Source organism: Methylocella sp. CPCC 101449 (assembly GCF_031921685.1).
In the GTDB taxonomy this organism is placed as follows: domain Bacteria; phylum Pseudomonadota; class Alphaproteobacteria; order Rhizobiales; family Beijerinckiaceae; genus Terripilifer.
On record NZ_JAPDHU010000003.1, the window covers coordinates 742,556 to 768,940 of the forward strand.

The 26,385-nt window shown below is 61.7% G+C and carries 25 protein-coding genes; 5 read left to right on the plus strand and 20 right to left on the minus strand.

The annotated features are described in order from the left end of the window. Nucleotides 1-23: 23 nt before the first annotated feature. From OIM99_RS23700 to OIM99_RS23710, 3 genes are all read right to left on the minus strand, one after another. Entirely contained in the window at nucleotides 24-2,474 is a 2,451-nt protein-coding gene (locus tag OIM99_RS23700) for a TonB-dependent receptor domain-containing protein (protein WP_311852948.1), read from the minus strand. Nucleotides 2,475-2,759: 285 nt separating this feature from the next. Beyond that, a complete protein-coding gene (locus tag OIM99_RS23705; RefSeq protein ID WP_311852949.1) occupies nucleotides 2,760-3,002 on the minus strand; it encodes a hypothetical protein in 243 nt (80 codons plus the stop codon). A 23-nt stretch (nucleotides 3,003-3,025) separates the two neighbouring features. After that, nucleotides 3,026-3,754, minus strand: coding sequence for a cytochrome c biogenesis CcdA family protein (locus OIM99_RS23710; RefSeq protein WP_311852950.1), 729 nt, complete (start codon nucleotides 3,752-3,754; stop codon nucleotides 3,026-3,028). 172 nt (nucleotides 3,755-3,926) lie between these two features. Between OIM99_RS23710 and OIM99_RS23715 the strand changes: the two genes are divergently transcribed. From OIM99_RS23715 to OIM99_RS23725, 3 genes are all read left to right on the plus strand, one after another. Beyond that, entirely contained in the window at nucleotides 3,927-4,949 is a 1,023-nt protein-coding gene (locus tag OIM99_RS23715; RefSeq protein WP_311852951.1) for a P1 family peptidase, read from the plus strand. 123 nt (nucleotides 4,950-5,072) lie between these two features. After that, nucleotides 5,073-5,435, plus strand: coding sequence for a hypothetical protein (locus OIM99_RS23720; RefSeq protein ID WP_311852952.1), 363 nt, complete (start codon nucleotides 5,073-5,075; stop codon nucleotides 5,433-5,435). A gap of 172 nt (nucleotides 5,436-5,607) precedes the next feature. Then, complete coding sequence (locus OIM99_RS23725) at nucleotides 5,608-6,072, plus strand: cupin domain-containing protein (RefSeq protein WP_311852953.1); 465 nt, start codon at nucleotides 5,608-5,610, stop codon at nucleotides 6,070-6,072. 3 nt (nucleotides 6,073-6,075) lie between these two features. Here the strand turns inward: OIM99_RS23725 and OIM99_RS23730 are convergent, their stop codons facing one another. The 5 genes from OIM99_RS23730 to OIM99_RS23750 form a co-directional block, all read right to left on the minus strand. After that, nucleotides 6,076-7,335: an MFS transporter gene (locus tag OIM99_RS23730; protein ID WP_311852954.1), complete on the minus strand. Its 1,260-nt coding sequence runs from the start codon at nucleotides 7,333-7,335 to the stop codon at nucleotides 6,076-6,078. A 116-nt stretch (nucleotides 7,336-7,451) separates the two neighbouring features. Continuing rightward, complete coding sequence (locus OIM99_RS23735) at nucleotides 7,452-9,014, minus strand: sulfatase-like hydrolase/transferase (protein ID WP_311852955.1); 1,563 nt, start codon at nucleotides 9,012-9,014, stop codon at nucleotides 7,452-7,454. Nucleotides 9,015-9,081: 67 nt separating this feature from the next. Continuing rightward, the gene (locus OIM99_RS23740) at nucleotides 9,082-10,056 is read right to left on the minus strand and encodes a tripartite tricarboxylate transporter substrate binding protein (protein ID WP_311852956.1); all 975 of its coding nucleotides are present in this window, start codon (nucleotides 10,054-10,056) and stop codon (nucleotides 9,082-9,084) included. Between the two features lie 122 nt (nucleotides 10,057-10,178). Then, nucleotides 10,179-11,099, minus strand: a complete 921-nt coding sequence (locus OIM99_RS23745; RefSeq protein WP_311852957.1) for a LysR family transcriptional regulator — start codon at nucleotides 11,097-11,099, stop codon at nucleotides 10,179-10,181. A gap of 9 nt (nucleotides 11,100-11,108) precedes the next feature. Next, complete coding sequence (locus OIM99_RS23750; protein ID WP_311852958.1) at nucleotides 11,109-12,089, minus strand: tripartite tricarboxylate transporter substrate binding protein; 981 nt, start codon at nucleotides 12,087-12,089, stop codon at nucleotides 11,109-11,111. Nucleotides 12,090-12,264: 175 nt separating this feature from the next. Between OIM99_RS23750 and OIM99_RS23755 the strand changes: the two genes are divergently transcribed. Then, nucleotides 12,265-13,332 (plus strand): aromatic ring-hydroxylating dioxygenase subunit alpha, encoded by a 1,068-nt coding sequence (locus OIM99_RS23755; RefSeq protein ID WP_311852959.1) that lies wholly within the window; start codon nucleotides 12,265-12,267, stop codon nucleotides 13,330-13,332. Between the two features lie 97 nt (nucleotides 13,333-13,429). Continuing rightward, nucleotides 13,430-14,110: a ribulose-phosphate 3-epimerase gene (gene rpe, locus OIM99_RS23760; protein ID WP_311852960.1), complete on the plus strand. Its 681-nt coding sequence runs from the start codon at nucleotides 13,430-13,432 to the stop codon at nucleotides 14,108-14,110. Here the strand turns inward: rpe and OIM99_RS23765 are convergent, their stop codons facing one another. From OIM99_RS23765 to OIM99_RS23820, 12 genes are all read right to left on the minus strand, one after another. Then, a complete protein-coding gene (locus OIM99_RS23765; protein ID WP_311852961.1) occupies nucleotides 14,111-16,291 on the minus strand; it encodes a hypothetical protein in 2,181 nt (726 codons plus the stop codon). Nucleotides 16,292-16,353: 62 nt separating this feature from the next. Beyond that, nucleotides 16,354-17,388 carry a WD40 repeat domain-containing protein gene (locus tag OIM99_RS23770; protein WP_311852962.1) on the minus strand — a complete coding sequence of 345 codons (1,035 nt, stop codon included), beginning with the start codon at nucleotides 17,386-17,388 and terminating at the stop codon, nucleotides 16,354-16,356. 85 nt (nucleotides 17,389-17,473) lie between these two features. Continuing rightward, nucleotides 17,474-18,520 carry a GTP-binding protein gene (locus OIM99_RS23775; RefSeq protein ID WP_311852963.1) on the minus strand — a complete coding sequence of 349 codons (1,047 nt, stop codon included), beginning with the start codon at nucleotides 18,518-18,520 and terminating at the stop codon, nucleotides 17,474-17,476. Between the two features lie 169 nt (nucleotides 18,521-18,689). Next, nucleotides 18,690-19,613, minus strand: a complete 924-nt coding sequence (locus tag OIM99_RS23780; RefSeq protein WP_311852964.1) for a metal ABC transporter substrate-binding protein — start codon at nucleotides 19,611-19,613, stop codon at nucleotides 18,690-18,692. Nucleotides 19,614-19,620: 7 nt separating this feature from the next. After that, entirely contained in the window at nucleotides 19,621-20,490 is an 870-nt protein-coding gene (locus OIM99_RS23785; protein ID WP_311852965.1) for a metal ABC transporter permease, read from the minus strand. Between the two features lie 4 nt (nucleotides 20,491-20,494). After that, nucleotides 20,495-21,235 carry a zinc ABC transporter ATP-binding protein AztA gene (gene aztA, locus OIM99_RS23790; protein ID WP_311852966.1) on the minus strand — a complete coding sequence of 247 codons (741 nt, stop codon included), beginning with the start codon at nucleotides 21,233-21,235 and terminating at the stop codon, nucleotides 20,495-20,497. 1 nt (nucleotide 21,236) lies between these two features. Then, nucleotides 21,237-21,446 carry a hypothetical protein gene (locus OIM99_RS23795; protein ID WP_311852967.1) on the minus strand — a complete coding sequence of 70 codons (210 nt, stop codon included), beginning with the start codon at nucleotides 21,444-21,446 and terminating at the stop codon, nucleotides 21,237-21,239. Between the two features lie 166 nt (nucleotides 21,447-21,612). Continuing rightward, complete coding sequence (locus tag OIM99_RS23800; protein ID WP_311852968.1) at nucleotides 21,613-22,590, minus strand: tripartite tricarboxylate transporter substrate-binding protein; 978 nt, start codon at nucleotides 22,588-22,590, stop codon at nucleotides 21,613-21,615. Nucleotides 22,591-22,735: 145 nt separating this feature from the next. Then, the gene (locus OIM99_RS23805; RefSeq protein ID WP_311852969.1) at nucleotides 22,736-23,515 is read right to left on the minus strand and encodes an ABC transporter ATP-binding protein; all 780 of its coding nucleotides are present in this window, start codon (nucleotides 23,513-23,515) and stop codon (nucleotides 22,736-22,738) included. Nucleotides 23,516-23,517: 2 nt separating this feature from the next. Continuing rightward, nucleotides 23,518-24,366 (minus strand): ABC transporter permease subunit, encoded by an 849-nt coding sequence (locus OIM99_RS23810; RefSeq protein ID WP_311852970.1) that lies wholly within the window; start codon nucleotides 24,364-24,366, stop codon nucleotides 23,518-23,520. Next, complete coding sequence (locus OIM99_RS23815) at nucleotides 24,281-25,273, minus strand: ABC transporter substrate-binding protein (protein WP_311852971.1); 993 nt, start codon at nucleotides 25,271-25,273, stop codon at nucleotides 24,281-24,283. Before OIM99_RS23815 ends, OIM99_RS23810 begins: the two co-directional genes overlap by 86 nt. Nucleotides 25,274-25,279: 6 nt before the next feature. Next, nucleotides 25,280-26,143: a hypothetical protein gene (locus OIM99_RS23820; protein WP_311852972.1), complete on the minus strand. Its 864-nt coding sequence runs from the start codon at nucleotides 26,141-26,143 to the stop codon at nucleotides 25,280-25,282. Between the last annotated feature and the right edge of the window lie 242 nt (nucleotides 26,144-26,385).

Genomic DNA, 26,385 nt, shown 5'->3' on the forward strand with positions numbered 1-26,385 from the left:
TTTCATTTTGCGAACGCCTTCGGTTAAAACTTCGCTGACAGCATGAGTTGCGCCGAGCGGCCCGGCGCGATGAAGACGAAGGGCGCGGCGCTCTGGTAGAGGGCGTCGTAGTAGCGTGTGTTGAAGATGTTGTTCACGAACAGCTTCACCGTCAGATTGTCGTTGATCTTGCCTTCCAGGAACGTGTCGAAACGCCAATGGGACGGGATCGACGTGCCGGCATTGGCCGCCAGCAAGGTGCCGCCATAGATGCGCGACATATAGGTCGCCTGGCCGCCGATCTCGAGCCAGTTCGTCACCTGATATTTGCTCAACAGATTGAACGACTGATGCGCGATGTTAGCCAGTTTGAGGCCGACATTGCTCGGCATCGCCGATTGATCGACACGCGATTCCATCAAGGTCATACCACCGAACACGCTCCACTCCGGCGTGATCTTGCCGCCAAGCCCGATGTCAACGCCCTGCACGTGATAAGAGGCGCCCGACACGATGGTGCCGCGCACACCGTTGAGCGTGATCGATTCAAGCGCATTGTCGACGCGGGTATGAAACAGAGCCGCCGTCAGCAGGAGATGGCGATCGAACAGCTCCCATTTCGTGCCGATTTCGAACGCCTTGTTCCGCTGCGGCGAAAACACTTGATTGACCGGCGCGATGGGATTGAAGCCGCCGTAAGCAAGCGATGAACCATCGAGCGCGCCACCAACCGGATTGGCGGATGTGGCATAGGCGGCATAGACGCTCGCATAAGGCAGCGGCTTGACCGTGATACCGAGGTTGTAATTGACCAGCCCCGACGTGTTCGAAACCGTCTTGCCCGCCTGCCAGGAGCTGATGTTGTAATTGTCGTAGCGCAGGCCGCCGTTGAGAATGACCAGATCCTGATAATTGACACTCTCGATCAGATAAGCGCTCTTGGTATTGACCGTTGTGACGATCGGATTGCCGGCGAGAACCGGCGTGCCGGAGAACGGCAATTCATTCGGCGGATTGAAGATGGACGCGTTCATGATCGAACCCGTCCCGTTGAAACCGCCCGGCAAAGCTTCCGACGTTAAACCTCTATAGGTGTCGAAGCTCATGCGTTCGCGCGAGAACTCGGTGCCGATGGACGTCGTGCTCTTGATCGGCCCCAGATCGTATTTGAGCGTCGCATCCGTCTGATCCGCCAGCACGGTCGTCACCTGATAGCGGCTCTGCGGATTGCCGGTATAGGTCAACGTCGTCAGATTGGGCGCTTCGGGAATCGTGCCGAGATAATTGAGCAACGACCATTCGTAGCGGAACTTGTTGCTGATCGTCAGATGATCGTTGACGGCATATTCCGTGTTCTGGGTGAGAATATCCTGCTTGGCTTTCTGGAAGTCGCGATTGACGAAGCCGTAATAGGTGTTGCGCGGTACGCCGGTTTCGGTGAAGGGCGCACCCGCCGCCGTGTTATAGGGCACACCGAAATCCGGCAGCATGTTGAGATAGACATGGGTGTAATTGGCGGTGACCTTCAGTTGGTCATTGGGCTTGAATGCCACGGCCAGCAAGCCGCCCCAACGATCATCGAACACGAAGTCGCGTCCGGCCACATTGGCCTGCTGGCCCATGCCCGCCGCGCGGATCGACAGCGCCGGCGAGATGACCTGATTGACGTCGAAGGTGAAACGCCGGGTCGAATCCGTGCCGATGGTCGCGTCGGCCTTGTAGAAATTCCGATCTTGCGCCTGTTTGGTGACGATATTGACCGCACCGCCCGTAGTGCCGCGTCCGGCGAAGGACGATGACGGACCGCGCAGGATTTCCACCTGTTCGGTGAAGAAATTTTCGCGGATACTGACGGACGGATCGCGCACACCATCGACGAAAACGTCGTTGCGCGCATCGAAGCCACGAATAAAGAAGCGATCGCCGAACGCGTTGCCGCCCTCGCCCGTCCCCAGCGTCAAGCCAGCGGTGGTGCGTGCCAGATCTCGAAACGAGGTGGCGTTCTTGTCGTCGATCACCTCGCGGGTGAGAACGGTTACGCTCTTGGGCGTGTTGAGGATCGGCTCGGCGAATTTGGCTGATGAAGCCAGGCGGTCGGCCTTATAGGGCGCGGCTGCATCGGCATAGGGATCGCTGCCAGGCTGGCGCGCGATTGCCGGCGCGCTGACGGCGCCCGGCGCTGGCGCGGGCTGCACGGGTGCCACGGGCGCGCGTGGCGCGGCGCGGCGGCGCAAGGCAACGCGGGCACGAACATGCGCCGCACTCTGGCGCGGCGGCGCGCTGCGGTGATGCACTACTGGCGCGTCGACAGTGACGGACGGCAAGGCCTCGCTGGGCTGCACTGGTCCCTGCTGCGCATCGGCGCTGCCGACCGATCCTGCCGTCACCAGAAAAGCGGCGGCCGTCGCCAAAGCACCACGTGAATCGATATCCACCGGCCAGGCCATACGCGTGGTCGCCGCGCGCAGCGAATGTGGCGCCTTCTCAACAGTCATCAGCTCGCCCCTAGTAATAATACGGATGTAGATTGATGGGGCGGTCATCGCAGAGGACGGGGCGTCCGTCAAAGCCTCTGTTTTAGAACGATTATTATCAACAGCCACAGAGGTGCGCGCCGGCGGCATCACGACGACACACTTTAGATTTGGTCCAAATTAAATAAGCGAGAAAAGCAAAGTCATTCCCGCTCATTGTCAGCAGGTACGATGAAGACTGACCGATCGCTCCTACCGAGGCGGCGCATTTCGGCAACAATCGGGATTTTATTGAAAGTGGCCTGCTCAGATTTCCTGGCTCGGCGGCTTCATCAAGGCGAACAATTCGTCCACCGAAAGCTGCGCCGCGGCCCTGACGCGCTCGGCCGATTCCGTGCCGCTGATGTCGATGCCGGCAATGACCGCTTTGATCTCGTCGCGAAAGCCGGTGAGGAAGCGCAGCGGATCGGGCGAAGAATTGGCGACATGCGCGACCAGCCCGGTGATGAGAATCTGGCAGGCCAGCATGCGGCCGTTCAATTCTTCCATCTCTCTGCCTCCTGAACGCGCGATCAGCCGAGCGTCGCTAACCCTGGAAAAACGTCAAGCAGCCAGAACGACACTGCCTGCATGCTGCCCGTGAGGAAAGCGACGCCGGTGACGATGAGCAAAACGCCGACCACTTTCTCCACCGTGCCGAGATGGCGCTTGAACCGGCCGAGAAATTCCATGAACGGCTCGATGGCAAAAGCCGCGATGAGAAACGGAATGCCAAGCCCCGCCGAATAGACCGCCAGCAACAGCGCGCCGCGCCCGGCGGTGCCTTCGCTGCCGGCGATCGTCAGGATCGCCGCCAGGATCGGCCCGATACAGGGCGTCCAGCCGAAGGCGAAGGCGAGGCCCATGACATAAGCGCCCCACAGGCCGACGGGCTTGCGCACGTCGAGCCGCGCCTCGCGATAAAGCAACGCCAGCCGCCATACGCCGAGGAAATGCAGACCCATCGCGATGATGGCGACACCTGCCAGCGCCGACAGCAGACCGAAATATTGCCGGATGAGCTGGCCGAACAACGACGCGGTGGCGCCAAGCCCGACGAAGACGGTCGAGAAGCCAAGCACGAACAGCACAGCCGCCAGCAGCACGTCACGTCGCGCCCGCGTCGCCCGTTCGCTCGACAATTCCTCCACCGTCGTTCCGGCGATGAAGGTCAGATAAGGCGGCACCAGCGGCAAGACGCAGGGGCTTAGGAATGACAGCAAGCCGGCAATCAAAGCGGCAGGCAGCGAAATATCCGACATCTCACATCCGATCGCGCCAACCGGGCGCACCCGCAGGCCGAGGCGCGGGCGCCACGAACATGCTAGACCAGCCCTACTGCTTAAAACCTAGGCGCTGCCCATGCAAAGCGGCGGAACGCCGCCTCGCCAAGAGGTGATGTGGGCGTGAAGATGACGTGATGGAGCGTGACCCGTGCTGAACCTGATCACCGACGTCCCTGGCCTGAAAGTCGGCAATGCCCAAGACGAAACCGTGCTGTCGGGGGTCACGGCAGTGATTTTCGACGAACCGGCCATCGCCTCCATCGCCATTCATGGCGGCGCACCCGGTGTGCGGGATACTGCCTTGCTCGATCCCGAAATGACCGTCGAACGGGTCGACGCTTTGGTGCTGTCGGGCGGCTCGGCTTTCGGCCTCGATGCGCCGGGCGGTGTTCAAGCGGCGTTGCGGACCGCAGGACGCGGCTTCCCCGTCGGCTCCGTAAAAGTACCTATCGTTCCCGGCGCTATCCTGTTCGATCTCCTGAATGGCGGCGACAAGACCTGGCCGCGCATGTCGCCCTATTGGGAGCTCGGTCATGCCGCCGCCGAGGCGGTCGCGACGGATTTCGCCATCGGCTCCGTTGGCGCCGGCTTTGGTGCCACCACCGCCAATCTGCGTGGCGGCCTGGGTTCAGCCTCCTGCCGCACCGCCGGCGGCTTCACGGTCGGCGCGCTAGTCGCCGCCAATGCGATCGGTAGTGCCACGATCGGTTCGGGACCGCATTTCTGGGCAGCACCTTATGAGCAAAACGGTGAGTTCGGCGGGCTGGGCCTACCGGCGCGGATCGAAACAGCCGATCTCGATCTGGTCATCAAAGGCGCGGCCGCGCCGAAACCGGAAAATACCACCATCGCCATCGTCGCCACCGATGCGGCATTGACGAAAGGCGGCGCCCGCCGCCTCGCCGTGATGGCGCATGATGGCATGAGCCGCGCTTTGCGCCCCTCGCATGCGGCGATGGATGGCGATCTCATTTTCGCAGCCAGCACCGGCCGCGCCGGCAAGACACCGGATACGCGCGATCACATTGAAATCGGCCAGGCTGCTGCCGATTGTCTGGCCCGCGCCATCGCGCGCGCTGTTTTCGCCGCCGCGCCAGCGCCAAAGGTTCCCGGTGCGAAACCTGCGTGGCGGGAACTCTTTTTTAACTCTGGTGTTTCAGACACTCAGTGACAATTCCGTTGATCGCTGCTGGCGCGCCTCTTGCTTCACATGTCCGTGACAAGACATTCACGCCATGGTTGCGCCGCAATATCGGGTGTAAAACGTGCAGATGTCGGGTCTGGGAGCTTATCTATGAGGCAACTTGCAAAAATCGCTATCTTTGGAGCGATGCTGCTGGCTGTCGCTCCGGCTGTCGCGCAAGAACCCATTCAGCAGGAGCAGTCGACCAACTGGCGCGAGCTTCTAAACGATCTCTACCGTCTCGATCTCGCCATCGACCGCTGCGAGCAGGTTCTGCCGACGGGCGAGGAAATGATCCGTCTCGAAGACGCAATCGGCTATGTCGAACGCCGCGTCGATATGCCGAAGGAAGCTTTGGACGAGGTTTTCTCCAAGCTCGAATATGAGACCGTGGCGGATCGCAACGATTTCTGCTCGGCGATGACCAACGCCGTCGACGAAATCCGCAAAATCCCGGCCGAATACCAGGATTAAGCTGGGGTTATAGCGTTTCACAGTTCGGCTTAGCCGAACGCCATGAAGACGCGTCAAAATAAGAGATCCAAGCAAAATCACGTTTCCACCGAAACGTGATTTGCTCTGGGATTGAGCTTTCGTGAAGGTTTGCCGGCGATAGTGCCTCCTGCACAAACAGGAGGCTCTTTTTATGTCATCGCCCGACTTCGCCGCCGCCGCGCTCGACGCGGTCGTCCTCGAGCCGGCGCCTATCAATTCAGATTGGATCCTCGCCGGATCCCCTGAAGCCCGTTCGGTGGAAGTGTTCCGCAGCGCCGACGGCGCCGCCACCTGCAATGTTTGGGATTGCACGGCTGGCACATTCAAATGGTATTTCGGTGTCGACGAAACCGTCCACATCCTGCAAGGCGAGGTCGAAGTGACCGCCCAGGACGGATCGGTCCGCATGCTCAAGCCCGGTGACGTCGCTTTCTTCGCGAGTGGCACCTGGGCGACGTGGCGCATCGACAACTACGTCCGTAAACTTGCTTACTGCCGCCACTCGATGCCGCTGCTGCTGGCTTTCTCCCTGCGCGTGGTCGGCAAGCTGATGCGCATGTCCGGCCTCAGCAGCGCCGCGCCCGACAGCGGGCTTGGCGGCCGCAACGTCGCCTGACCGTTATCGTCTCGGCGCCATCCGCTCCGACGTTCCGATGAAATAAGCGATGGTGCCGATGACGATCAGCCCGAACAGGAACCACAGCACCGGCAGATAGGTGCCATAGACGTCGTGCAACATCGCCAGCACGACGGGCGACATGGTGCGCGGCAGGATCGACACGGTCGTCATCGCGCCCGACACCGCCGCATATCCGCGCAGACCGAAGATCTCAGCGATCACCGTCTGGCGGACGATCATGATGACGCCGCCAGCCGCGCCATGTACGAGCGCGAAGAGAAAATTACCGGTCGCGCCATAGGAGCCGGCGAAAATCAGAATGAGCATGCCGACGCCGAACATCGGAAAGACAATCCGTCCGGTGCGGCGCGCCGATCCGACCGGATCGAGCACATGGGTGATGATCCGCCCAACGACGGCGGCCGGTCCGGTCATTGAAAAGATCACCACCGCCAGGCTCTGCGGCAGGCCACGCTCGTCAAGCAACGGCACCAGATGGATGGTGATGCCCGACATGACGAACCAATGCACGCTGAAGGCGATCGCCAAGGTCCAGAAAGCGCCCGTACGGATGGCGCTGCGCAACGGCGACGTGCCGCCTTGCGGCGCCGATGGCAGCCCCCCTTCCGAAAGCGCCTGCTTGCGTCGCTGAAATTCGCCCGTGCGGCTGCCGACCGTGCCGCGCAAGGTGAAGAAACAGATCAAGGTCGGCCCGAAAGCCAGGATCGCGGCCAGCGCCATCATGCCGGCGCGCCAGCCATATTCGCCCATGATCAGGCCGACCACCGGCGGTACGACCGCCGACGACAGGCCACCGATAATCGCCGCATAGGTGAGGCCGCGGCGAAAATCCTTGACGTTGGCGGTGACGACGGAGGCCGGAATATTGCCCAGCAGCATCGACTGCGAAATGCCGACGCCGGTGAAAGCCATGTAAAGCTCGGTCAGACTGCTGATATGCGGCACGCTCATGAGCGCCGCCGCGCCGACCAGCCCGCCACCGGTCATGATCCAGCGACCGCCGCGCCGGTCCATCAGATAGCCGAAGGGAATCGCAAAAATATCGGCCACGACGAGCGCCAGGGTGAAGGCCGAAGCGACTTCCGTGGCGCTCCAGCCGAATTCCTGGTTGAGCGGTTTCAGAAACAGGGCGATCGAATGCCAGAGAACGCCGATGGCAATCAGCTGGGAAATGGCGACGCCCCAGATGATCCGGTTTTCACCCGGCGCCGTCTTCGCTCCCTGCCCCTCGCTGCCCATTGTTTCCACCCCGCCCGGCGGATCATCCGGGCCGGCACCTCATCGACAGCATTCTGCCGCTGATCAACTCTTAGAATGAATCGCGTTTCGATAGAAACGCGATTTTTGCAAGAGCCTTATGCGCGTCGGCGCGCGTGCGGACTTTTGTCGACATTTTCCATGAGTTCATGGACGAGACGCTCGGTCAATTCGGCGCGCACGCCGGCATAGGCCGGATCGTCCCACACATTATGGGTGTCGTCGGGATCGGTGCGGCGATCGTAGAGTTCGCCCCACGGCATGCCCTTGTAGAGGGTGAGCCGGTGATCGGCGGTGATCAGCGTGCGCACCACCGCCGATTTCTCGAAGCCCATGCGCGGCTGGGTATCCTCATATTCGATCACCAGTTCGTCGCGCAGCTCGTGGGAGCCGGCGACATTGCCGAGCAGGCTCTTGCCCTGAATGCCCCAATAGGGTTTCAGGCCGGCGCGATCGATGATGGAGGGCGCCAGATCGATGGTCGAGGACAGAGCGTGCGACACGCGCGCCGTCCGATCGGCGGGATCGGACCAGATCATCGACACGTTGTTGATGGAATCGAGCATGATCGCGCCCTTCAACATCAGGTTGAAGTCGCCGAGATAGTCGCCGTGGTCGGAATTGAACACGATCACCGTATTCTCATATTTGCCGGCGGCTTTCAGCGCATTGATCACAGAACCGATGGCATCGTCGATCATCGTGATCATGCCGCAGGACAGCGCCATGGCTTCGCGCGTCTCGCGCTCATTGGCCATGAAGGCTTCCTGCGTCTGCGCCTGGCGCGTGCCCTTGGTCCAATGATCGTGCAGCCAGCGCATCGGCGGCGTCGGATTTTTATGCGCCTCATAGGGCAGCCGCGGATGGAAATCCTCGGGGCTGTACATGTCCCAATATTTGCCCGGCGGCGTGAACGGGTGATGCGGATCGGGGAAAGAGACGAAAGCGAAGAACGGCTGATCGTCGCCTTTCGACGCATTGATATAATCGATCGCGCGATCGCGGATGAAGGACGTCGGATAGAGTTCCTCCGGGATCGGCGTGCGCACCGCCTGCGGGCAGACGTAATCGTGCGGCAGTTGATTGGCCTTGTCGCGCCAGAAGTCCGCCTGATTGGTTTTCGACTTCAGCCATTGATAGTAATGGCCGTTGCACTGGTCGCTGTGATTGGTGACCATGTCGACATGGTCGTAGCCGTAATAGGGCGTCCTGATCTTGAAGAATTCTGGACTGGCGTAGCGCGACGGATCTTCCTGATCGTAGTCGGCCTCCTCCGCCTTCCAGGCTTCCTTGATGACGCCAAGTTCGTCGGGCTTGTAGCGCTTTTGCGAGTCGATACCTGTCATCGGCTGCACGTGGCTCTTGCCGATGAGCGCCGTGCGATAGCCGCCGGCCCGCAGCACGTCGGTGAACGTATTGGCGCGAATAGAGAGATCGCAGCCGTTGTGGCGCAGGCCATGGGTGCTGGGAAAACGACCGGTCAGCAGCGAGGCGCGATTGGGCATGCAGACGGGCGATGCCACGTAGAAGCGGTCGAACCTCGTACCATTAGCCGCGAGACCATCGATATTGGGCGTCTTGACGATCGGATGGCCGGCGCAGCCGAGATAATCGGCCCGCTGCTGGTCGGTGATGAAGAACAGAAAATTAGGACGCGACATAAAAGCCTCTTAGACAGCGTTTCCAAGCAATCGTTTGAGCGGTGCCGCCATCACGGGCGGCGAACCATCATTCCATCTTCATACCAGCTTTGGCGATGACTTCGCCCCATTTCTGCCGGTCACGAGCGATCTGAGCGACGGAAGCCGCTTCGTCGGCGCCGATCGGATCGGTCGCCTGCTGTTCGATGCGGGCACGCACCTCCGGGTTCTTCAGCGCTTCCAGAACGGCATTGCCGAAAGCCGCCCGCAGCTCCGGCTTCATACCGCCGGGTGCGAACATGTAATTGACGAAACGTGCTTCGAAGCCCTTGATGCCAGCCTCTTCAGCGGTGGGAATATCGGGCACGAAACGCACCCGTTCGTTGGCCGACACGGCGAGCGCCCGCAGCGCGCCCGAATTGACGTGCGGAATGAGCACGCCGGCGGTGATGAAACTCGCCTGGATGTTGCCGGCGAGCAGATCCTGCAAAGCGAGCGCCGCGCCGCGATACGGCACGTGCACGGCGCGCAGCTCGCTCACCATCTTCAGATATTCGAGCGCCAGATGGCCGGGCGAACCGATGCCGGCCGAACCGAAATTCAGTTCGTGGCTTTTGCCGTATTCGACCAGCTCCTTGAAACTCTTGGCTGGAACGGTCTTGGCGTTGACGGCGAGCAGCAGCAGGTTCTGGCCGACCTTGGCGACAGGCACGAGATCGCGCGTCGCATCGAAGCCCTGCGACTTGTAGACATTCGGATTCACCGTGACGATCGAATCCGGGCAGAAGAGCCAGGTCAGTCCGTCGGGCGCCGATTTCGCCACGAAGGCGGCGCCGACATTGCCCGCCGCACCCGTGCGGTTCTCGATGACGATCGAACGTTTGATGTCCTGGCTGAGACGTTCAGCCAGTACGCGCGCGATCGCATCGGCCGGCCCGCCCGGCGCCAACGGCACGATGACCGTGATCGGCCCCGGCGGGATTTGTTCAAGCGGCGATTGCGCGGCAACAGCCATGGCGCCCGCCAGCCAGAACGCGGCGGCGGCGATTTTCGGCAACATCATTTCGGATCCACTCCCCTCAAACGGACGGCTCGGGCCTCCCGGCTTTTCGGCGCGGATTGTGGAGAGGTTTTACTTATTCGAAAACAACAATTTTGGCAGCAATCATACCAAAAACGTATATCTCAGTCCGGCTTGCTGTCCGCCAGCCCCCGGACATAGGTCTCGAAGCGCGCTTTGAATTCGTCGATCAGGGGATGATCCTTCATGTCCTGGCGGCGCCACATGGCCACGTCTCGGCGCGGCATCTCCGCCTTGAAACGCAATTCGACGAAACGCCTGGGATCGTCGATATGGCGCATCAGAAAACTCGGCGCCGCCATCAAATAGTTGCCACTGCTGACCAGAGTGAGCGCGATCGAAATGTCGCCGGAAAATTCGATCACGGTGCGTGCGCCGTCGACGCCGATGCGCGAGAGAATTTCGCGGGTCGTATCGCGGGCGCCAGACAGTACGCCCACCGTCGTCCAGGTCGCCGCAGCCAGATCGGCGACGCTGACCTCGCGGCGCTGCGCCAACGGATGCTTCTCGCTGGCGAACAGACCGATGTGATCTTCGAACATTACATCGTGGATCAGATCGTCGGCCGCGAAATGGCGCAGGCCTGGCGCTAGTACGATGTCGAGTTCGTCACGCCGCAAGCGGTCGAGCAACCGCTCGGCACCGTCGACCGACACCCGCAAGCCGACATTCCATTTCGAACGCAGGATATGGCTGACGAAGCCCGGCATGATCGAGCGCGCCAGCATGGCGCCGACGGCGATGCGCAATTTGCCATCCTGCCCTTGCCGCCAGCGCTCCACTTCGCCTTCCGCCTGATCCATTGCGTCGCGGATCAGGCGGCCCTGGCGCGCCAGCGCCGCGCCGATCACCGTCGGCGCCACGCCATAACGGCCACGCTTCAAAAGAGGCGCACCCACTTGCGCCTCCAGGCTCTTCATATTGCGGCTGAGCGTTGGCTGAGTGAGATGGAGCGCTTCCGCGGCCCGCGACAGCGAGCCCAGTTCAACGATTTCGGCCAGTTGCCGCAGATATCGTGGCTCCATTCCTTCTCACTATTGCGGCTCGATCCCCAGTTCCTTCGTGGTCTTTTCCCACAGGGCGAGCTGTTCGCCAAGGAAGTTTGCCGCATCGCCGGGCGATCCGACGCCCTGCGGATTGATGTCGAAGCCAAGTTTTGGCGCCATCTCGCGCACCTGCTCGTCACGCGTCGCCCGATCGGTCGCCGCATTCATCTTCGCAACGATGTCGGGCGGCGTGCCGGTGGGGGCCATCAGCATGAACCAGCCGGCGAAATCAAAGCCCGGCACGGTTTCGCCCGCCGCCGGCAGGTCTGGGAAAGCCGACACCCGCTTGGCCGAAGCCATGGCGATCGCCCGCATCGATCCAGCGCGGATTTGCGCCTCGACGATCGACACCGAGAAGACGCCGACTTGCAGACGTCCGGCGATCGTGTCCTGCACTGCATTGTTGATATTGGGATAAGGCACCAGAACGAAGGTCGTGCCGGTGCGCTTGTTGAGCGCTTGCGCCGTCACGCCGGCCAGATTGCGTGGGCCATCGACACCCAGCGAATATTTACCGGGCGCCGCTTTCTCCAGCGCGATCAGCTCCGTCAAAGTCTTTGCCGGCAAGTCCGGTGTCGTCACGATCACCTGATTGCTGCGCGTCACCAGCGCCACCGGCGCGAAGTCCTTCGTGGGATGATAGGGCAGATCCTTCATCATGAAGACATTGTTTGCCAAGGCCGCCGACGTCGCGAAGAAATAGGTATAGCCATCAGGCGCGGCGCGCGCCGCCGCCAGTGCGCCAATGACATTGCCACCACCCGGCTTGTTCTCGACAACGACGCCTTGCCCCAATTCCTTGCCGAGCTTTTCGGCGATGAGGCGCGCCATCACATCGGGACTTGCACCCGCCGCTTGCGAAACGATCAGCGTTACCGGCCGCTGCGGCCAGTTCGCCGCACCCTGTGCCGCAGCGATATGTGTAGACACGAATAAAGCGGCACCAGCCGCCAACAGCCTCCCGAACATGTTCCCTCCCAGGCTCCCTGTTCAATGCGGAAAGCCTAGCATGACGTTGCGCGCGTGAAAGATGCCCACCCGGAGCCCAAGCAAAAATTTCGTATCGCAATGTGAGCACATGCCTTTGAACGGCTTTACCGCAAGCACGGCCTATGCCTAGCATCGTGTGTGAGGGAGGATCACGATGACGTTTCTGCGCAATGCCTGGTATGTGGCGATGTGGTCGCAAGATCTCGGCGACACACCGCAACCACGCCGCATTCTCGACGAACCGCTTGTCTTCTTTCGCACGGCCGACGGTAAAGCCCGTGCATTGATCGACGCCTGCCCACATCGGCAAGCGCCGCTGCATCTCGGCAAGATCGTCGGCGACCGCGTGCGTTGCCAATATCATGGCCTTGAGTTCGATACCTCGGGCGCTTGCGTGCGCAATCCGCATGCTTCGGGACGCATTCCGCCCAATGCCAAGGTACGTGCTTATCCGGTCGTCGAGAAACACACGCTCGTCTGGGTTTGGATGGGCGAAGCCAAGGCCGATCCGTCAACCATTCCCGACTTCTCCTTGTTCGATACCGCCGATCCCACCACCGTCTCGCGCAAGGAATGGATGCGCATGAAGGCGCATTACTATCGCATCGTCGAAAACCTGCTCGATCTCAGTCACGCCAATGTTCTGCATGAAAGCATACTCGGCAATGAGGAGATGATGCCCGCGAAAGTCGGCGTCGAGCAGAACGGCGCTTCCTTGAAGGTCTCCCGTCTCAACGAAAACGTACCGCCACCGCAACTCTACAATCTGCTGTTCCGGCGCGACAATGCGCCAGTCGACGTATGGGCCAACATTCTCTGGTATGCACCCTCAACCCTGTTGAACGACACAGGCGCGACCACGCCAGGCGGCCGGCACGAAGATGGCACGGGCGTCTTCGGTGCGCATTTCCTCACGCCGGAAACAGCGACAACGACTCTCTATCATTTCGCTGCCGTGCGGCAGAACCCGCGCGCCTGGGGTGAGCCGATCGACAGCGAGTTGCGCGCTTTACTCTCGGAACTGCGTCACGAAGCCTTCGACGCGCAGGACCGGGTGATGATCGAGGGCCAGCAGCGCAACATGGACGACCCCGCCATCGACAAGGAAAAGCCGATCTTTCTGGAGGTCGATGCCGGCCCGACGCGGTTCCGCCGGATCATGGACGAACTGTTGCGGCAGGAACAGGAAGCAACCCAGATCCCGGCTTCTGCCGCCGAATAAGCCCGAAAAGGGCCGATTTTCTGGGGTTTTATCGCCAAATATCGTTTCTTCTCGCGGCGGAACCTGCGATAAGCCACGGCATATTTGGAGATGACCCATGCGCCCGCTGAAAATCCTGCCCTCGATCCTTGCCGCCGATTTCTCCCGGCTCGGCGATGACACGCGGGCGGCGATGGAAGCGGGCGGCGATCTCGTCCATGTCGACATCATGGATGGTCATTTCGTTCCCAACATTTCCTTTGGCCCCGACGTGATGCGCTCGATCCGTGGCGTCACCGACAAGCCATTCGACGTGCATCTGATGATCTCGCCGGTCGATCCTTATCTCGAAGCCTTTGCCAAGGGCGGCGCCGACATCATCACTGTCCACGCCGAGGCCGGGCCGCATCTGCATCGCTCGCTTCAGACCATCCGTGGACTTGGCAAACGCGCCGGCGTCGCCATCAATCCGGGCACGCCGGAAAGCGCCATCGAACCCGTGCTCGACGATGTCGATCTCGTGCTGGCCATGACCGTCAATCCGGGCTTCGGCGGCCAGAAGTTCATCTATCCGGTGCTCGACAAGGTGCGCCGCATCGCCGCCATGTGCGCCGGCCGCGACATCGACATCGAGATCGACGGCGGCGTGACCGCCCAAACGGCGGCGGCTTGCGTCACCGCCGGCGCCAATTATCTCGTCGCCGGGTCCGCCGTATTCAAAGGCGGCCAGAACGCCTTCGCCGGCAATATCGCCGCGATCCGCAAGGCGGCCGAAAGCGCGCGCGGCGAGATTGCTTAGTCACTTCGGATTGGGATGCCCATCGAGGCGTAGCTGATAGACGAAATAGGTCGGCGTGCAGAAGCCGATCTTTTCGGTCTTTAAAACATTGAGCGCCTGCGCACTGGGCTTGATCGCACCGCGCGTCAAATCTTCCGGCATCGCCTGACAGATATAATCCTCGCGGCAGAACCGCGTCGGGGAACAGGTGTCGAGCATGCCGCGCCCGACACTGGCGGCGAAAGCCGCGCTGTCGAAATAACCCTTTGCCATCTGCTCGAAGCCCTTGCCACCCACGATGGCGCAGATTTCATTGGCCGCTTTGCCCGGCAGAAAAGCGGCGAGCCGCGCCTCCTCCGGCGTACAGGGTCGCGACAGACGACCCAGCGGCACACCGATCTGGCTGGGACGACAATTGTTGTCGTAGCCGCTGAGCTTGCCTTCCGGCACTTTATAGATCAGCTCCTCCTTGGTGACACGATCGCTGAACGACCGCACGTTGAAGCTGAGCCGACTGCCCGAAGCATTTTGAGGCGTAGCGTCGGTGATGACGTTGGCGCGACAGCTCAGCCCCGCATAGATATTCTTTTGCGCCGGCACGCATTGGCCGAGATGAAACGACGCGGCACCATTCGTCGTCATCGCCTGACAGGTGAGACCGCGCGCACTGCTGCAACTCCAATTGGCCTCGGTGGCAAGATCGGCGCTGAGCGGACACGGCATGTTGTCGCCCGCTGCCGCAGTGATCGGCACTGCCTTCTTGTCCCAATCGGCAGCGGGCGCCGACGGATGCGGGCGGAAACGATCCGGCGCTTCGCCGCGCGTCAAATGTTCCACATAGCTCTTACGACGTGGCAATTCCGCTGAGACATGCGGCGAGAACGGCAATTGCAACCTGTTGCCGTCGATCGCGCCCTGCACGGCGGCCGCATCGCCAAAATCGGAACGATCGACGCCGAGGAAATGGAAGCCCGCCGTCGATGACGATTGATGACAGCCCATGCAGGAGGACGTGTTGAGCCGCTCGAGCAAGGCCGCGCCCGTGCGGATGAACTGACGCGATGGATCACTCCAAGCGCTGACCATCTTATTGGCCAGTTCGGGGCTGACCACCAGATCGAACGGACGATTGGCCAGACGCGCGCTGCCAGCCGTCGAATAACTCAGGGCGATGTCGGCGGAAAGCTCGTCTGGAATCTTGAAGGCGCCCGTATCGATCTCCCCCATGTGGGCGGAAAGATAGTCCTGCAATTGCTTCTGCTTAGCCGGCTCCTTCAAAATCGCCTGCACGTCGGGCGTATTCTCCAGAGCAATGGGCCGAAAGCCACCGTCTCGGAAAGCGAAAATACGCATCCAATAGATCGCTTGCCCCGCGAGCCTGCGGTTCTCCATCCGCTCAAGATCAGACGGGAAGCGCGCCACCTGCGCATTGATCTCCATCTGCTTGAAGGTGAGCTTGGAAAAATCGAGCGGCCCTTGCAGCAGACGCTGGGCGATCACAGCCGCGCTGTCCTTGCCCATGCCCTCGACACGCCAACGCGTGGCGATGCCGCGGCAATTGTCGCCATCATCATTGTAGCTGAACACCATGTTGACGGTGAACGGCATGCGCGACGCATAGGTCTTACCATTCATCTTCACGTCGTAGCCAAGACGATAGATGAAGCGCACTTCGCCGCAATGCCCGGGATCGAAATCGCGCCGATCGATGCGGTTGACGACGCCGGCGAGAATGAACAGGCCGTCCGATGAGTTCAGCCATTTCTCGTTGAAGACGCGCATCACATTGCCGTTCTGCCGCAACCTTTTGCCGGCCTCCGTCTTCGCGGCCGAGGGAACGTAGGTCTTCAGAATCTCCTTTTCCCAATCGATGCCCAGTTCCGAAATCATCCGCGCGATGTCGGCGGACATGACCGAAGTAAATTTGCCGTAGCTCTCTCCGAAGCGCGTGAGGTCGCTGGCCCGCGTCGGTCCCGAAGCCGCCACCGGCGCAGGCGACGTCAATTTGCGGGCTTCGTGAAGACGCTTGAACAGGCTGTAGAGCGACAGCGGCGCGATCTTGTCGCGATCGAGCTCCGCCAGCAACGGCGCCTCGCTGATCAGTGTCACGACGGGGGGAGATGGCGCGGGCTGCGCCACGGCCATCGGGCCCAAACCGAGGAAGAGAGCCAGACCCAAAGAGCGAAAGATCGTGAGGCGCATGGCCGAAGCTTACTTCGGGAACAAGCGCCTCACAATAAAATCGCCGCCAGATCGAGAAACGATCAAACCACCGGCAGGGTCAGCAGGCCGGCATCGCCGGTCTCGAGCCCGAAGAGCAGCCGCTTGCCGTCGGCATCCCAGGCCAAAGCGGTGACCGGCGCGCGCGGCCGGTTGCGCGCATCGACCTCGTCGGTCTCCTCAAGGCCCTTGCGCACCAGAAGCTCGGCACTGTCGGTGATGCGGCACAGCAGCACCCAGCCGTCGTCATAGCCAAGCGCGACGATCGGCGCCTTGGGATGGAAAGCGACGCGATTGATGCGCGCCGGGCGCACGCCGCATTCGCGCGGCGCCTTGCCCATCGGCCCATCCTTGGATTCGAACGGCCAGATCACGCAGGCGTCGGCGCCGGAGGTTGCCAGCCACTTGCCATCGGGCGACCAGGAGAACGAGCGCGTCTTCGACGGATAGCCCGTCATGCGCATGTCCTTCTTGTCGGCGATACGCCAGCCGTGCAGCGCGTTTTCCTGCATGGCGGTGACGCAGAACAGGCCATCGGGCGACACGGTGATGTCGAGATGCGAGCCGGCCCAGCGCAGCATCTCCGGCTCCGCCACCATGTTGGGAAACCACAGGCTCGCGCCATTATAGTGCGACATGGCGACCCGATAGCCCTTGGGCATGAAGGCAAGGCCGCGCACACCGGACGGCGCCTGCACGCTCTTGACCGCGCCTTTCGGATCGCGCGCCCGCACATCCTTGCCCGCCGACCAGGCGGCTGCGCCATCTTCGCGCAGCGCCAAAGCATCGATCCACTTGCCCTTCTCGTTGCCGATCTCGGTCGCCGTGCCATTGCCGCGCGTTTCAACCACACGGCCGTCATCGCCGCCGGTGACCAGCCGATCGCGGCCCCCGGCAGCGCACAGGATCGTCGCATCCGGATGGGCGAACACGCGCTCGCCGCTGTCGGTGAAAAGAATTTCGCCATTGGCCAGCGCCAGCACCGGCCGGCCATCGAGAAAGGCGCCGGCGACGGCCTCGGCCCCCGCTTCGATCGGTTGCACGTGGGAAGTCAGGGACTGGTCGTAATTGGTGAGCATGGATCCGGTGTCTTGTTGTGAGGCCGGGGTGGCACGCCGTACCACCCCGCCTGTTAGGACCGTCTATAAAGCGACTGTAAGAGTTTCAGGCCTTGCAGGCCATGAAGCCTTCGCGCAGCATCTCTTCGTCGAGCTTGCGGCCGATGAAGACGATCTTCGATTCCCGCTTCTCGCCCGGCTTCCAGTCACGCTGCAGATCGCCGTCCAGGATCATATGCACGCCCTGGAAGACGAAACGCTTCGGCTCGTCCTTGAACGCCAGAATGCCCTTGTAGCGCAGCAGGCTCGGGCCTTCGGTCTGGGCAATGTGATTGATCCACGGCATGAAGCGGTGCGGATCGACCTCACCATCGATGTGGAACGACACCGACTGCATATCCTCGTCGTGATAGTGCTTCAGCCCGTGACCATGATCGTGGTGATGGCCATGGCCGTGATCATGATGATGGTGATCATGGTCGTGGTGATCGTGATCGTCGGCCTCGAGGAAATCCGGCTCGATTTCGAGAATGCGGTCGAGATCGAAAGCGTTGCGGCCAAGCACGGCGTCGAGCGGCACGTCGCAGCGCGAGGTCTTGTGCAGCTTGGCATAGGGGTTGATGGCGCGGATGCGCGCCTCGACTTCACGCAGCTCTTCCGGCGAAACCAGATCCTGCTTATTGAGCAGAATGACGTCGGCGAAGGCGATCTGGTTCTTGGCTTCCGGCGCATCCTTCAGCCGTTCCGCCAGCCATTTGGCGTCGGCGACGGTGACGACGGCGTCGAGGCGCGCTTCGTCCTGCACGTCCTGGTCGACGAAAAAGGTCTGCGCCACCGGCGCCGGGTCGGCGAGGCCGGTGGTCTCCACAAGAATGGCGTCGAACTTGCCCTTGCGCTTCATCAAGCCTTCGATGATGCGGATCAGGTCGCCGCGCACGGTGCAGCAGATGCAGCCGTTGTTCATCTCGAACACTTCTTCATCGGCACCGACGATCAGGTCATTGTCGATGCCGATCTCGCCGAACTCATTGACGATAACCGCGAATTTGTGGCCGTGGTCCTCGGTGAGAATGCGGTTGAGCAGGGTCGTCTTGCCAGCACCGAGATAGCCGGTGAGCACGGTGACGGGAATTTTTTCGTTGGTGGCGGTCATGGCGGTCTCCGGCCGGGCCCTTCTGCGGAGCACGGCATGTCAGTTAGGGCCCGAGCCTGGCCCGAAAGGCAATCCGACCGGAGAGATAGTCGGCCGCCCCGCCCCTGACAAGCTTGGAACGATCCGACGGAAAATTCAGGAGAATCGCGGCTCTAAACCAGCGTTTCGGTCACGGTTTCAGCGCTTTGGTGAGCTCGCCGAGGTTGTGGCGCATCATCCCGACATAAGATGATGCCGGACCATCCGGCGGCGACAGGGAATCCGAATAGAGCGTGCCGCCGATCCGCGCCCCGGTTTCCTGGGCGATCCGCTCGGCCTGGCGCGGATCGGAGATGTTTTCCACGAACACCGCCGGCACTTTGTCCTGGCGGATCTGACGGATGATCCGCGCCACGTCCTGGGCCGAGGCCTCGCTTTCGGTCGAAATGCCCTGGGGCGAAATCAGTTTCATGCCATAAGCCGCGCCGAAATAGCCGAAGGCGTCATGGGTGGTGATGATGAGCCGCCGCTCCGGCGGAATGGTGCCAAGGCCAGCGCGGATATCCGCGTCGAGCCCGTCGAGCTGATTCAGATAAGCATCCGCCCGGCTGCGGTAGCCGTCAGCGCCCGCTGCATCGGCCTGGATCAGCGCGTCGCGAATATTGGCGACATAGAGTTTGGCATTGGCGACATCCTGCCAGGCATGAGGATCCGAAGCCGAGTGATTGTGCCCGGCGTGTCGCTCCGTCATGGTCAGCGGCTTCAGCCCTTTGGTCACCGTCACCACGGCCGCCTTGGTGCCAGAGGAGCGCACCAGCCGGTCCATCCAGCCCTCGAAGCGGATGCCGTTGACGAAAACCACTTTCGCAGCCGTGAGCTTTTTCGCGTCGCTTGGCGTCGGCGCATAGACATGCGCGTCGCCGCCCGGCCCGACCAGAACGTCGAGCGCGACCCGATCGCCGCCCACCTGCCGCACCATGTCGCCCAAGATCGAAAACGACGCGACAACCGGCAGCTTCGTCTCGGTCTGCGCCGCGACGGGAAGGGTCGAAACAGCCAATAGGCCGCAAGCCAGCGCCAGGGCATGGCGCCGTGAGGGAACGAGATAGCGCATGATTTTCCTATGCTTCGAGATGTCGGCCAGTCGAAACGTGACGGATCAAACCACCCGCGCGTCCGAAGACGAGCGAGATCATATGCAGGACGCCAGCGACGAGAATGATCGCCGGGCCGGCAGGTAAACCGTAATGATAGGACAAGAGCAGGCCGAGATAACTGGAGGCGAGCCCGATGCCGACGGCGATCAAGGTCATCACCGTGATATCAGCCGACCACAAACGCCCAGCCGCCGCTGGCAACATCATCACACCCACGGCCAGCAAAGTGCCCAGCGCATGGAACCCGGCGACGAGATTGAGCACGACAAGCCCGAGAAACACCAATTGCGTCGGCGCGCCGGCGCCACTGACGGAAGCCAGAAAACCCGGATCGAGCGTTTCCAGCGCCAAAGCGCGATAGCCGATGGCGAGCACGATCAAGGTGACACTGGCGATGCAGGCGAGCAGCAGCAAGGTCGCGTCATCCAGCGCCAGCACGCTGCCAAACAGCACATGCAGCAGATCGACATTGGAGCCACGCACCGAAACGATGATAACGCCGAGCGCCAGCGACAAGAGATAGAAACCGGCGAGCGAAGCATCTTCCCGCAAGGCGGTGAAACGCGCGACGACACCAGCCGCCAAAGCCACCGTGAAACCGGCGGCAAGGCCGCCCAAGGTCATGGCCGGCAGCGACAGGCCGGCCACGAGATAGCCCAGCGCAGCGCCCGGCAGAATGGCATGGGCCATCGCATCGCCGGTGAGCGCCATACGGCGCAAAATCAGGAAGACGCCAAGTGGCGCACCTGACAGCGCCAAGGCGGCGGCGCCGACGAGAGCGCGGCGCATGAAATCGAATTCGACGAAGGGGCCGATCAGCGCGTCATAAATCATGGCATCACGCGGCGCGTTCGCATTCGTGCGCCTGTCGGTCGAAAGCTTCCGCCATGCGCCGCGCCGACAACAGATTCTCGGCGCTCAACACTTGCGTCGTGTCACCCCAGGCGATGCTCTCGCGCGCCATCAGCAGGGTCTGCGGGAAATGTTTACGGACGAGTTCGAGATCATGCAGCACCGCGAGCACGGTGCGCTCTTCGCCATGCCAGCGGCCGATGAGATCGACGAGATCGGCCACGGTGCGCTGATCGATGGCGTTGAACGGCTCGTCGAGCAAAATGATCGGCGCGTCCTGCAACAGAACCCGCGCGAACAGAGCACGCTGCATCTGCCCGCCCGACAAGGTGCCTATGGCACGATCCTCAAAGCCGGTGAGGCCGACGGCCGCGATAGCCTCAAACGTGCGTTCACGCGCCTTGCGGCCGAGGCCGCCGAACAAGCCGGCGGAACGCCAGGCGCCCAGCGCCACGAGATCGAAAACATTGATCGGGAAAGACCGGTCGATTTCGGCCGCCTGCGGCAGATAGGCGATGTCGCGCGGCCGGCAGCCTTCAAGCTTCACCGCCCCGTCGAGCGGCTTCAGCGTGCCGGCAATTCCTTTCAGCAAGGTCGACTTGCCGGCGCCATTGGGACCGCAGACGGCGAGCAGCGCGCCGCTGTCGACCCGGCCGGAGAGATGATGCACGGCCGGATGCCGGTCGTAGCCCAGCGTCAGGTCGCGAAATGTGATGGCGGCGCTCATCTTATTGCAGAGCCCAGAACACGGCGCCCCAAAGCGCCAGGACGATCAGCCCGGCACCCGCCAGACGCTGCCCGGCCGAGAGACGCAGCAGTGAAAAGCCCGGAACAGCCGGTCGCGCCAGAATCTGCGCCGCAGCGGCATGACCATGAGCGTGGCTATATCCGTGGGCATGGCCATGGTCGTGGGAAGCGGAATGATGATGATCTTGCACGCCAAAACTGCCGGAACGCGGAAAATGTACTGTTATACTATAACAACCCCAGCGGCAGCGCCAGCACAAAATAACCAACGCAAAATAACAAAGACCGCCGGAGAGGACCGGCACAGCTCCGATCGTCCCCAACGGCCTAACCATCTGAAGAATGGCGGATAGAGCCCTATTCCTCCGGCACGTAGCCCGAGCTTTTGACGATCGGTCCCCAGCGCTCCGTATCGGCCTTCACCTGCTGGGCAAACTGCGGCTGCGGCAGGAAATACATTTCATTGGCGAATTTGGCCTGGGCTTCGATCATCGCCGGCAGCTGCACCGCCTTTTCCAGCGCCTGGCTCAGGGCCGTCACCACTTTCGGATCGGCCTTGGCGGGCAGGAAAATGCCGGTCCAGGTGTCGACCGATGCGTCGTAGCCGACTTCGCGCATGGTCGGCACATCAGGCAGGAAGCGCGAACGCTGCGAGCTTGCCACCGCCAGCATGCGGATCTGGCCGGCCTGACCCAGCGGCAGCGCTTCTCCGATCGGATTGATGCTCGCCGCCACATGACCGCCCAGCAGATCTTGCAGCGCCGGCGCGCCGCCCCGGTAATGCACCGGCGTCATCGGCACCTTGCTGGCGTTCGACAGCAACACGCCGACGAAATGCGGCGTGCCGCCGGCGCCCGTCGTTGCATAGCTCGCCTTGCCCGGATTGGCTTTGCACCATTCGACGAAGCCTTGCAGCGTCTTGACGCTGTCGGGCACCGAGGGACCGACGCTGAGCACCAGCGCCGATTTGGTCAACGGCGCCACCGGCGTCAGATCGTTGATCGGATCGTAATTGAGCTTCTTGAAGATGTGCGGATAAAGCGTCAGCGGAAAATCGACTGTGTAAAGCAAGGTGCTGCCGTCCGGCGCGGCATTCTTCACATAGTCGACGGCAATGCGGCCGGCGGCACCCACTTTGTTTTCGACGATGACGGTTGGCGCATAGGCGCGCAATTGCTCGGCGAACAGACGCGCGGTCGCATCGGTGCTGCCGCCGGCAGCAAAACCGACGATCATCGTCGCCTGTTTGCCGATCGTCTGCGCGAAAGCTTGATGAAATCCCAAAGCGGCGGCGCCCGCGAGCGAACCAGCCAAAGCCTGGCGGCGTGTCAGCATAAAATCCTCCCCCAACAAAACGCGCGCACTGTCGCGTATCGAGGGGAGAACGGTCAAGTAAATAAACTTGATGGTTTACATTATAGCATTTTCGAGCGAAGTGGCTGCCGGTTCGCGTGAAGAAAATGCGTCAAAACAAAAAACCCTAAAACCCAAGCTGCCCGAGCAACTCCTTACGGATGCTCGTGAACTCTGGCGACGTGCGATCGCGCGGCCGCGACAAGGTCACAGGCACGATGCTCTGAATGCGACCGGGTCGCGGCGAGAGAACCACGATGCGGTCACACAGGTAGATCGCTTCCTCAAGATCGTGGGTGACGAGGATCATCGGAATGTGGCGCACGTGCCAGATGCGCAACAGTTCCTGCTGCAGATTGATCTTGTTGAACGCATCGAGCGCGCCAAACGGTTCGTCGAGCAGCAGCAGGCGCGGATCGGCGGTCAGTGCGCGTGCGATGGCGGCACGCTGCAACATGCCGCCCGACAATTGATGCGGGAAGGCATCGCCAAACCCCGACAAGCCCACGAGCTCGATATGCTCGGCGACACGCTGGCGCTTCTGCGCTTCCGGCATATCGGCCTCGTGCAGCGCGATGCCGACATTCTGGCTGATGGTCAGCCAGGGAAACAGACGGTGATCCTGGAAGACGATGCCGCGATCGAGCCCCGGCCCGGCGATATCCTGCCCCTCGAAACGGATGCGCCCTTCGAAATCCGGTTCGAGCCCGCCAATCAACCGCAACAAGGTCGACTTGCCGCAGCCGCTGCGCCCGACGATGGCGAGGCTTTCATTCGGTTCCAAGGTCAACGACACATCGTCGAGCGCCACGACCGTACCAGTGCGCGACGAGAAACGTTTCGAGACGTGTTCGATGGCCAGGGCTGGCGCGATCGTGGCAGCCGGGAAAGAATCCACAAGTGACATGTTCACACCGCCGCCACGCGCCGCCAGCGCGTCAGTCGCCGCTCGAGCCCGCCGATAAAACCATATTCGAGAATGGCCATGACCAGAGCGAAACCGATGGTCCAGGCCAGCACGCCCGCCACGTTCATCGAACTGTATTCGACGTTGAGCCGATAACCGACACCGCTGGAGAGGCCGAAGATTTCGACCAGGACGATCACCTTCCAGGCCATCGACAGGCCGATGCGAATGCCGTTGAGCAGAAACGGATAGAGCGTCGGCAGCCAGAGAAAGCGCAGCCGCGCCCGCCACGACAATTGATAGACGGCGGTGATCTCCTGCAATTCGGCGCTGACGGTCTTCAGCCCCTGCGCGATGCTCAAGGTCAACGGCGGCGCCAGGCTCAGGGCCACGGCCACTGTCGACGTGGTCAGCGAAATGCCGAACCAGATGACGCAGAGCAGCGCCCAGACCAGGCCTGGTACGGTGAGCCCGATCAACACCGCCGGCTCGGCGAAGCGCGCCACATATTTGTTGCGCCCCATCGCGATGCCTAGCGCCAGGGAAAGAATGAAAGCGAAGACAAAGCCCAGCCCGACTCGACCCAGCGTGACCTGCAACTGGCGAAAGAACGAACCGTCGCTGAAAATGCGCACCAGCTCCGTGCCGATCTCGGCGACATGCGGCACGAGCGGATTGGCGAGCGTGCGCGCCATGGCCTCCCAGGCCACGGCGAGCAGGATCAGGAACAGAGCCGGCAGCAGCAGCGTGCTGAGCGGCGGCCCGTTAAAGCTCTTGGTAGTAGCGCTTGGCCGGCTTCTTCTCGATGATACCGAGAGAGAGCGCGACTTCGAGCTGTCGATCGAAACCATCGAAGACTGCCTTGTTCCATTCCGTGGCATAGACACGCGGCAAACGTTCGACGAGCAGGTCGATCGCCGCCTTGTCGGTGTCCTTGAAGCCCATCGGTCGATAGATATCGGGATCGCGCACGACCGTCGGATCGGCGACGAACTTGCGATTGATCGCCAGAGCCTGCTGTCCGACGCGCCGCGCCGTTTCTGGATTCTTCTCGACCCACTGCCGCGTCGCCGCGCAGGTGACGAGCGAAAGCGGCGCGCTATCGCCGGTCGCTTCCTTCCACTGATCGGCGACACGGGCGATCTCGCGATGCCCTTGCGCAATCAGCCGCGTCGAGGTCGGTTCGATGGCGATCACGGCATCCACATCGCCGCGATTGAACAAAGCGATATTGGCGATCGACGACCCGAAAATGACCTGAAAGTCCTTTTGCAGATCGAGCTTATGCAGCGCCGCCGCCATGCGCGCATGACGATAGGTGTCGCTGGTCGGCAACTGCGTCGCGATCTTGCGGCCCTTTAGATCGGAGGGATGTTTGAAGGAACTGTCGCCGCGCACGATCCACGAGCCGTGATTGTTGAGCCGCGGCCCAAACATCAACAGGTCCGCGCCCTTCAGCGCCGCCTCGGCCAGACCCAACGCGCCGAACGGCCCGGAATCGATCGCACCCGACAGGATGAACACCTGCAACTGACCCGGGTCGCCATCGACCCATTCGATCTCCAATCCCTGCGAAACCTCAGGGAATTTGGCGATCATGCCGTCCTGCAACGTCCCCGCCGTGCCGGCGAGGGATTTGCTAAGCCGCGCCTTATAGGCGGGAGAAGGAGCGGGAAGCGCCACACCGGGGAGGAGGAGCAGCGCCGCGCTTCCCGCACCGGCGGCGAAACGCCGCCGGTCAACTCTGAATGAAGCCATCGCAGCTTACGCCACCAGCGCGTGATAGCTGCTGATGCCCGGCGTCAGGTTCCAGGTCTTCATCCATTCATAGGTATAGTCGAAGCGCTTCTCGTCGAGCGGCTTGGAGCGGGTGTAGTGGACGAAGTGCGAGAACAGCTCTTCCGGCTTCAGCTTGCCTTCCACCTGCTTGACGATGTGGTGCTTGTACTTGTCGAAGTTTGCCTTGATGCGATCGGCCGCTTCGTTCACCGCGGCCACATAGGCCTCGCGATATTGCTCCGGCACATCAGGCGAAATCACTTCCGAACCGCGATAGTAATTGACGGCGACGATATGCGCGCCTTCCTTCAGCGCCAGGCTGATGAACGGCTCCATGATGGCGATCACCTTGATCTCGCCGCGCTTCAGCGCTTCGTAGCGCACATGCGGGGAACCGGCGTGCTCGAGGATGATGCCCTCGCGCGGAATCGTGCCTTCCAGAAGCTGCAAGGTCGTGTAATGCGAACCGGTGAGCTCGTTGATGCCGACGGCGACGCCTTCCAGGTCGCGCGGCTCCTGAATGTCTTCGTCGAAAGTGACAAGCGCCTGTGCCGCAACCGCCGGCCGCAGGCTGAACACGCGACTGCCGCGTCCGCTCTTTTCCGATCGGTCGAGACCGGCCCATTCGCACAGATTGTAGGCGCTGGCCTTGCCCGATTCGTAGAGCACTTCCTTCTGGCGCTGGAACGGGTCCTTCGAGGTGTTCAGCGGATCGAACGCCTTGGCGAACTCCACTTTCAGGCCGTGCTTCTCGAACAGGCCCTCGTCGCGGGCGACATAAAGCGGCAGATCGAACACCGGGCCATTCGGCGAGATGGTGAAGCTGTAAAGGCTGGACGCGTCACTCATTTTCTAGTTTTCCTATATTGTCTATAAGATTTATAGATATTAGGCGCAAAGACGAGAGCTTGGCAAGCCCGCTAGCGGCTTCAGATCAAAAAAACTTCGAAAAGACCGCGAAATCCGTGGCGTGATGCCCACACGGGGCAAAAATCGCCTGGGAAGAATTCGTTAACCGTCATCCTTCAACGCCGGTTAAGAAATCCCGCACATTTGTAACGAATGGCGCGTAGCGTATGGCCATATCTCGT

What these genes read in the sequence shown, in the direction of transcription:
- OIM99_RS23720 (WP_311852952.1), top strand. Translation starts at nt 5,073, where the DNA reads ATGAGGCAACTTGCAAAAATCGCTATCTTTGGAGCGATGCTGCTGGCT.
- OIM99_RS23800 (WP_311852968.1), bottom strand. Translation starts at nt 22,590, where the DNA reads ATGCTGACACGCCGCCAGGCTTTGGCTGGTTCGCTCGCGGGCGCCGCC.
- OIM99_RS23710 (WP_311852950.1), bottom strand. Translation starts at nt 3,754, where the DNA reads ATGTCGGATATTTCGCTGCCTGCCGCTTTGATTGCCGGCTTGCTGTCA.
- OIM99_RS23765 (WP_311852961.1), bottom strand. Translation starts at nt 16,291, where the DNA reads ATGCGCCTCACGATCTTTCGCTCTTTGGGTCTGGCTCTCTTCCTCGGT.
- OIM99_RS23735 (WP_311852955.1), bottom strand. Translation starts at nt 9,014, where the DNA reads ATGTCGCGTCCTAATTTTCTGTTCTTCATCACCGACCAGCAGCGGGCC.
- OIM99_RS23770 (WP_311852962.1), bottom strand. Translation starts at nt 17,388, where the DNA reads ATGCTCACCAATTACGACCAGTCCCTGACTTCCCACGTGCAACCGATC.
- OIM99_RS23815 (WP_311852971.1), bottom strand. Translation starts at nt 25,273, where the DNA reads ATGGCTTCATTCAGAGTTGACCGGCGGCGTTTCGCCGCCGGTGCGGGA.
- aztA (WP_311852966.1), bottom strand. Translation starts at nt 21,235, where the DNA reads ATGAGCGCCGCCATCACATTTCGCGACCTGACGCTGGGCTACGACCGG.
- OIM99_RS23745 (WP_311852957.1), bottom strand. Translation starts at nt 11,099, where the DNA reads ATGGAGCCACGATATCTGCGGCAACTGGCCGAAATCGTTGAACTGGGC.
- OIM99_RS23780 (WP_311852964.1), bottom strand. Translation starts at nt 19,613, where the DNA reads ATGCGCTATCTCGTTCCCTCACGGCGCCATGCCCTGGCGCTGGCTTGC.
- OIM99_RS23755 (WP_311852959.1), top strand. Translation starts at nt 12,265, where the DNA reads ATGACGTTTCTGCGCAATGCCTGGTATGTGGCGATGTGGTCGCAAGAT.
- OIM99_RS23775 (WP_311852963.1), bottom strand. Translation starts at nt 18,520, where the DNA reads ATGACCGCCACCAACGAAAAAATTCCCGTCACCGTGCTCACCGGCTAT.
- OIM99_RS23725 (WP_311852953.1), top strand. Translation starts at nt 5,608, where the DNA reads ATGTCATCGCCCGACTTCGCCGCCGCCGCGCTCGACGCGGTCGTCCTC.
- OIM99_RS23785 (WP_311852965.1), bottom strand. Translation starts at nt 20,490, where the DNA reads ATGATTTATGACGCGCTGATCGGCCCCTTCGTCGAATTCGATTTCATG.
- OIM99_RS23750 (WP_311852958.1), bottom strand. Translation starts at nt 12,089, where the DNA reads ATGTTCGGGAGGCTGTTGGCGGCTGGTGCCGCTTTATTCGTGTCTACA.
- OIM99_RS23730 (WP_311852954.1), bottom strand. Translation starts at nt 7,335, where the DNA reads ATGGGCAGCGAGGGGCAGGGAGCGAAGACGGCGCCGGGTGAAAACCGG.
- OIM99_RS23740 (WP_311852956.1), bottom strand. Translation starts at nt 10,056, where the DNA reads ATGATGTTGCCGAAAATCGCCGCCGCCGCGTTCTGGCTGGCGGGCGCC.
- OIM99_RS23820 (WP_311852972.1), bottom strand. Translation starts at nt 26,143, where the DNA reads ATGAGTGACGCGTCCAGCCTTTACAGCTTCACCATCTCGCCGAATGGC.
- OIM99_RS23805 (WP_311852969.1), bottom strand. Translation starts at nt 23,515, where the DNA reads ATGTCACTTGTGGATTCTTTCCCGGCTGCCACGATCGCGCCAGCCCTG.
- rpe (WP_311852960.1), top strand. Translation starts at nt 13,430, where the DNA reads ATGCGCCCGCTGAAAATCCTGCCCTCGATCCTTGCCGCCGATTTCTCC.
- OIM99_RS23705 (WP_311852949.1), bottom strand. Translation starts at nt 3,002, where the DNA reads ATGGAAGAATTGAACGGCCGCATGCTGGCCTGCCAGATTCTCATCACC.
- OIM99_RS23810 (WP_311852970.1), bottom strand. Translation starts at nt 24,366, where the DNA reads ATGGTTTCGATCGACAGCTCGAAGTCGCGCTCTCTCTCGGTATCATCG.
- OIM99_RS23700 (WP_311852948.1), bottom strand. Translation starts at nt 2,474, where the DNA reads ATGACTGTTGAGAAGGCGCCACATTCGCTGCGCGCGGCGACCACGCGT.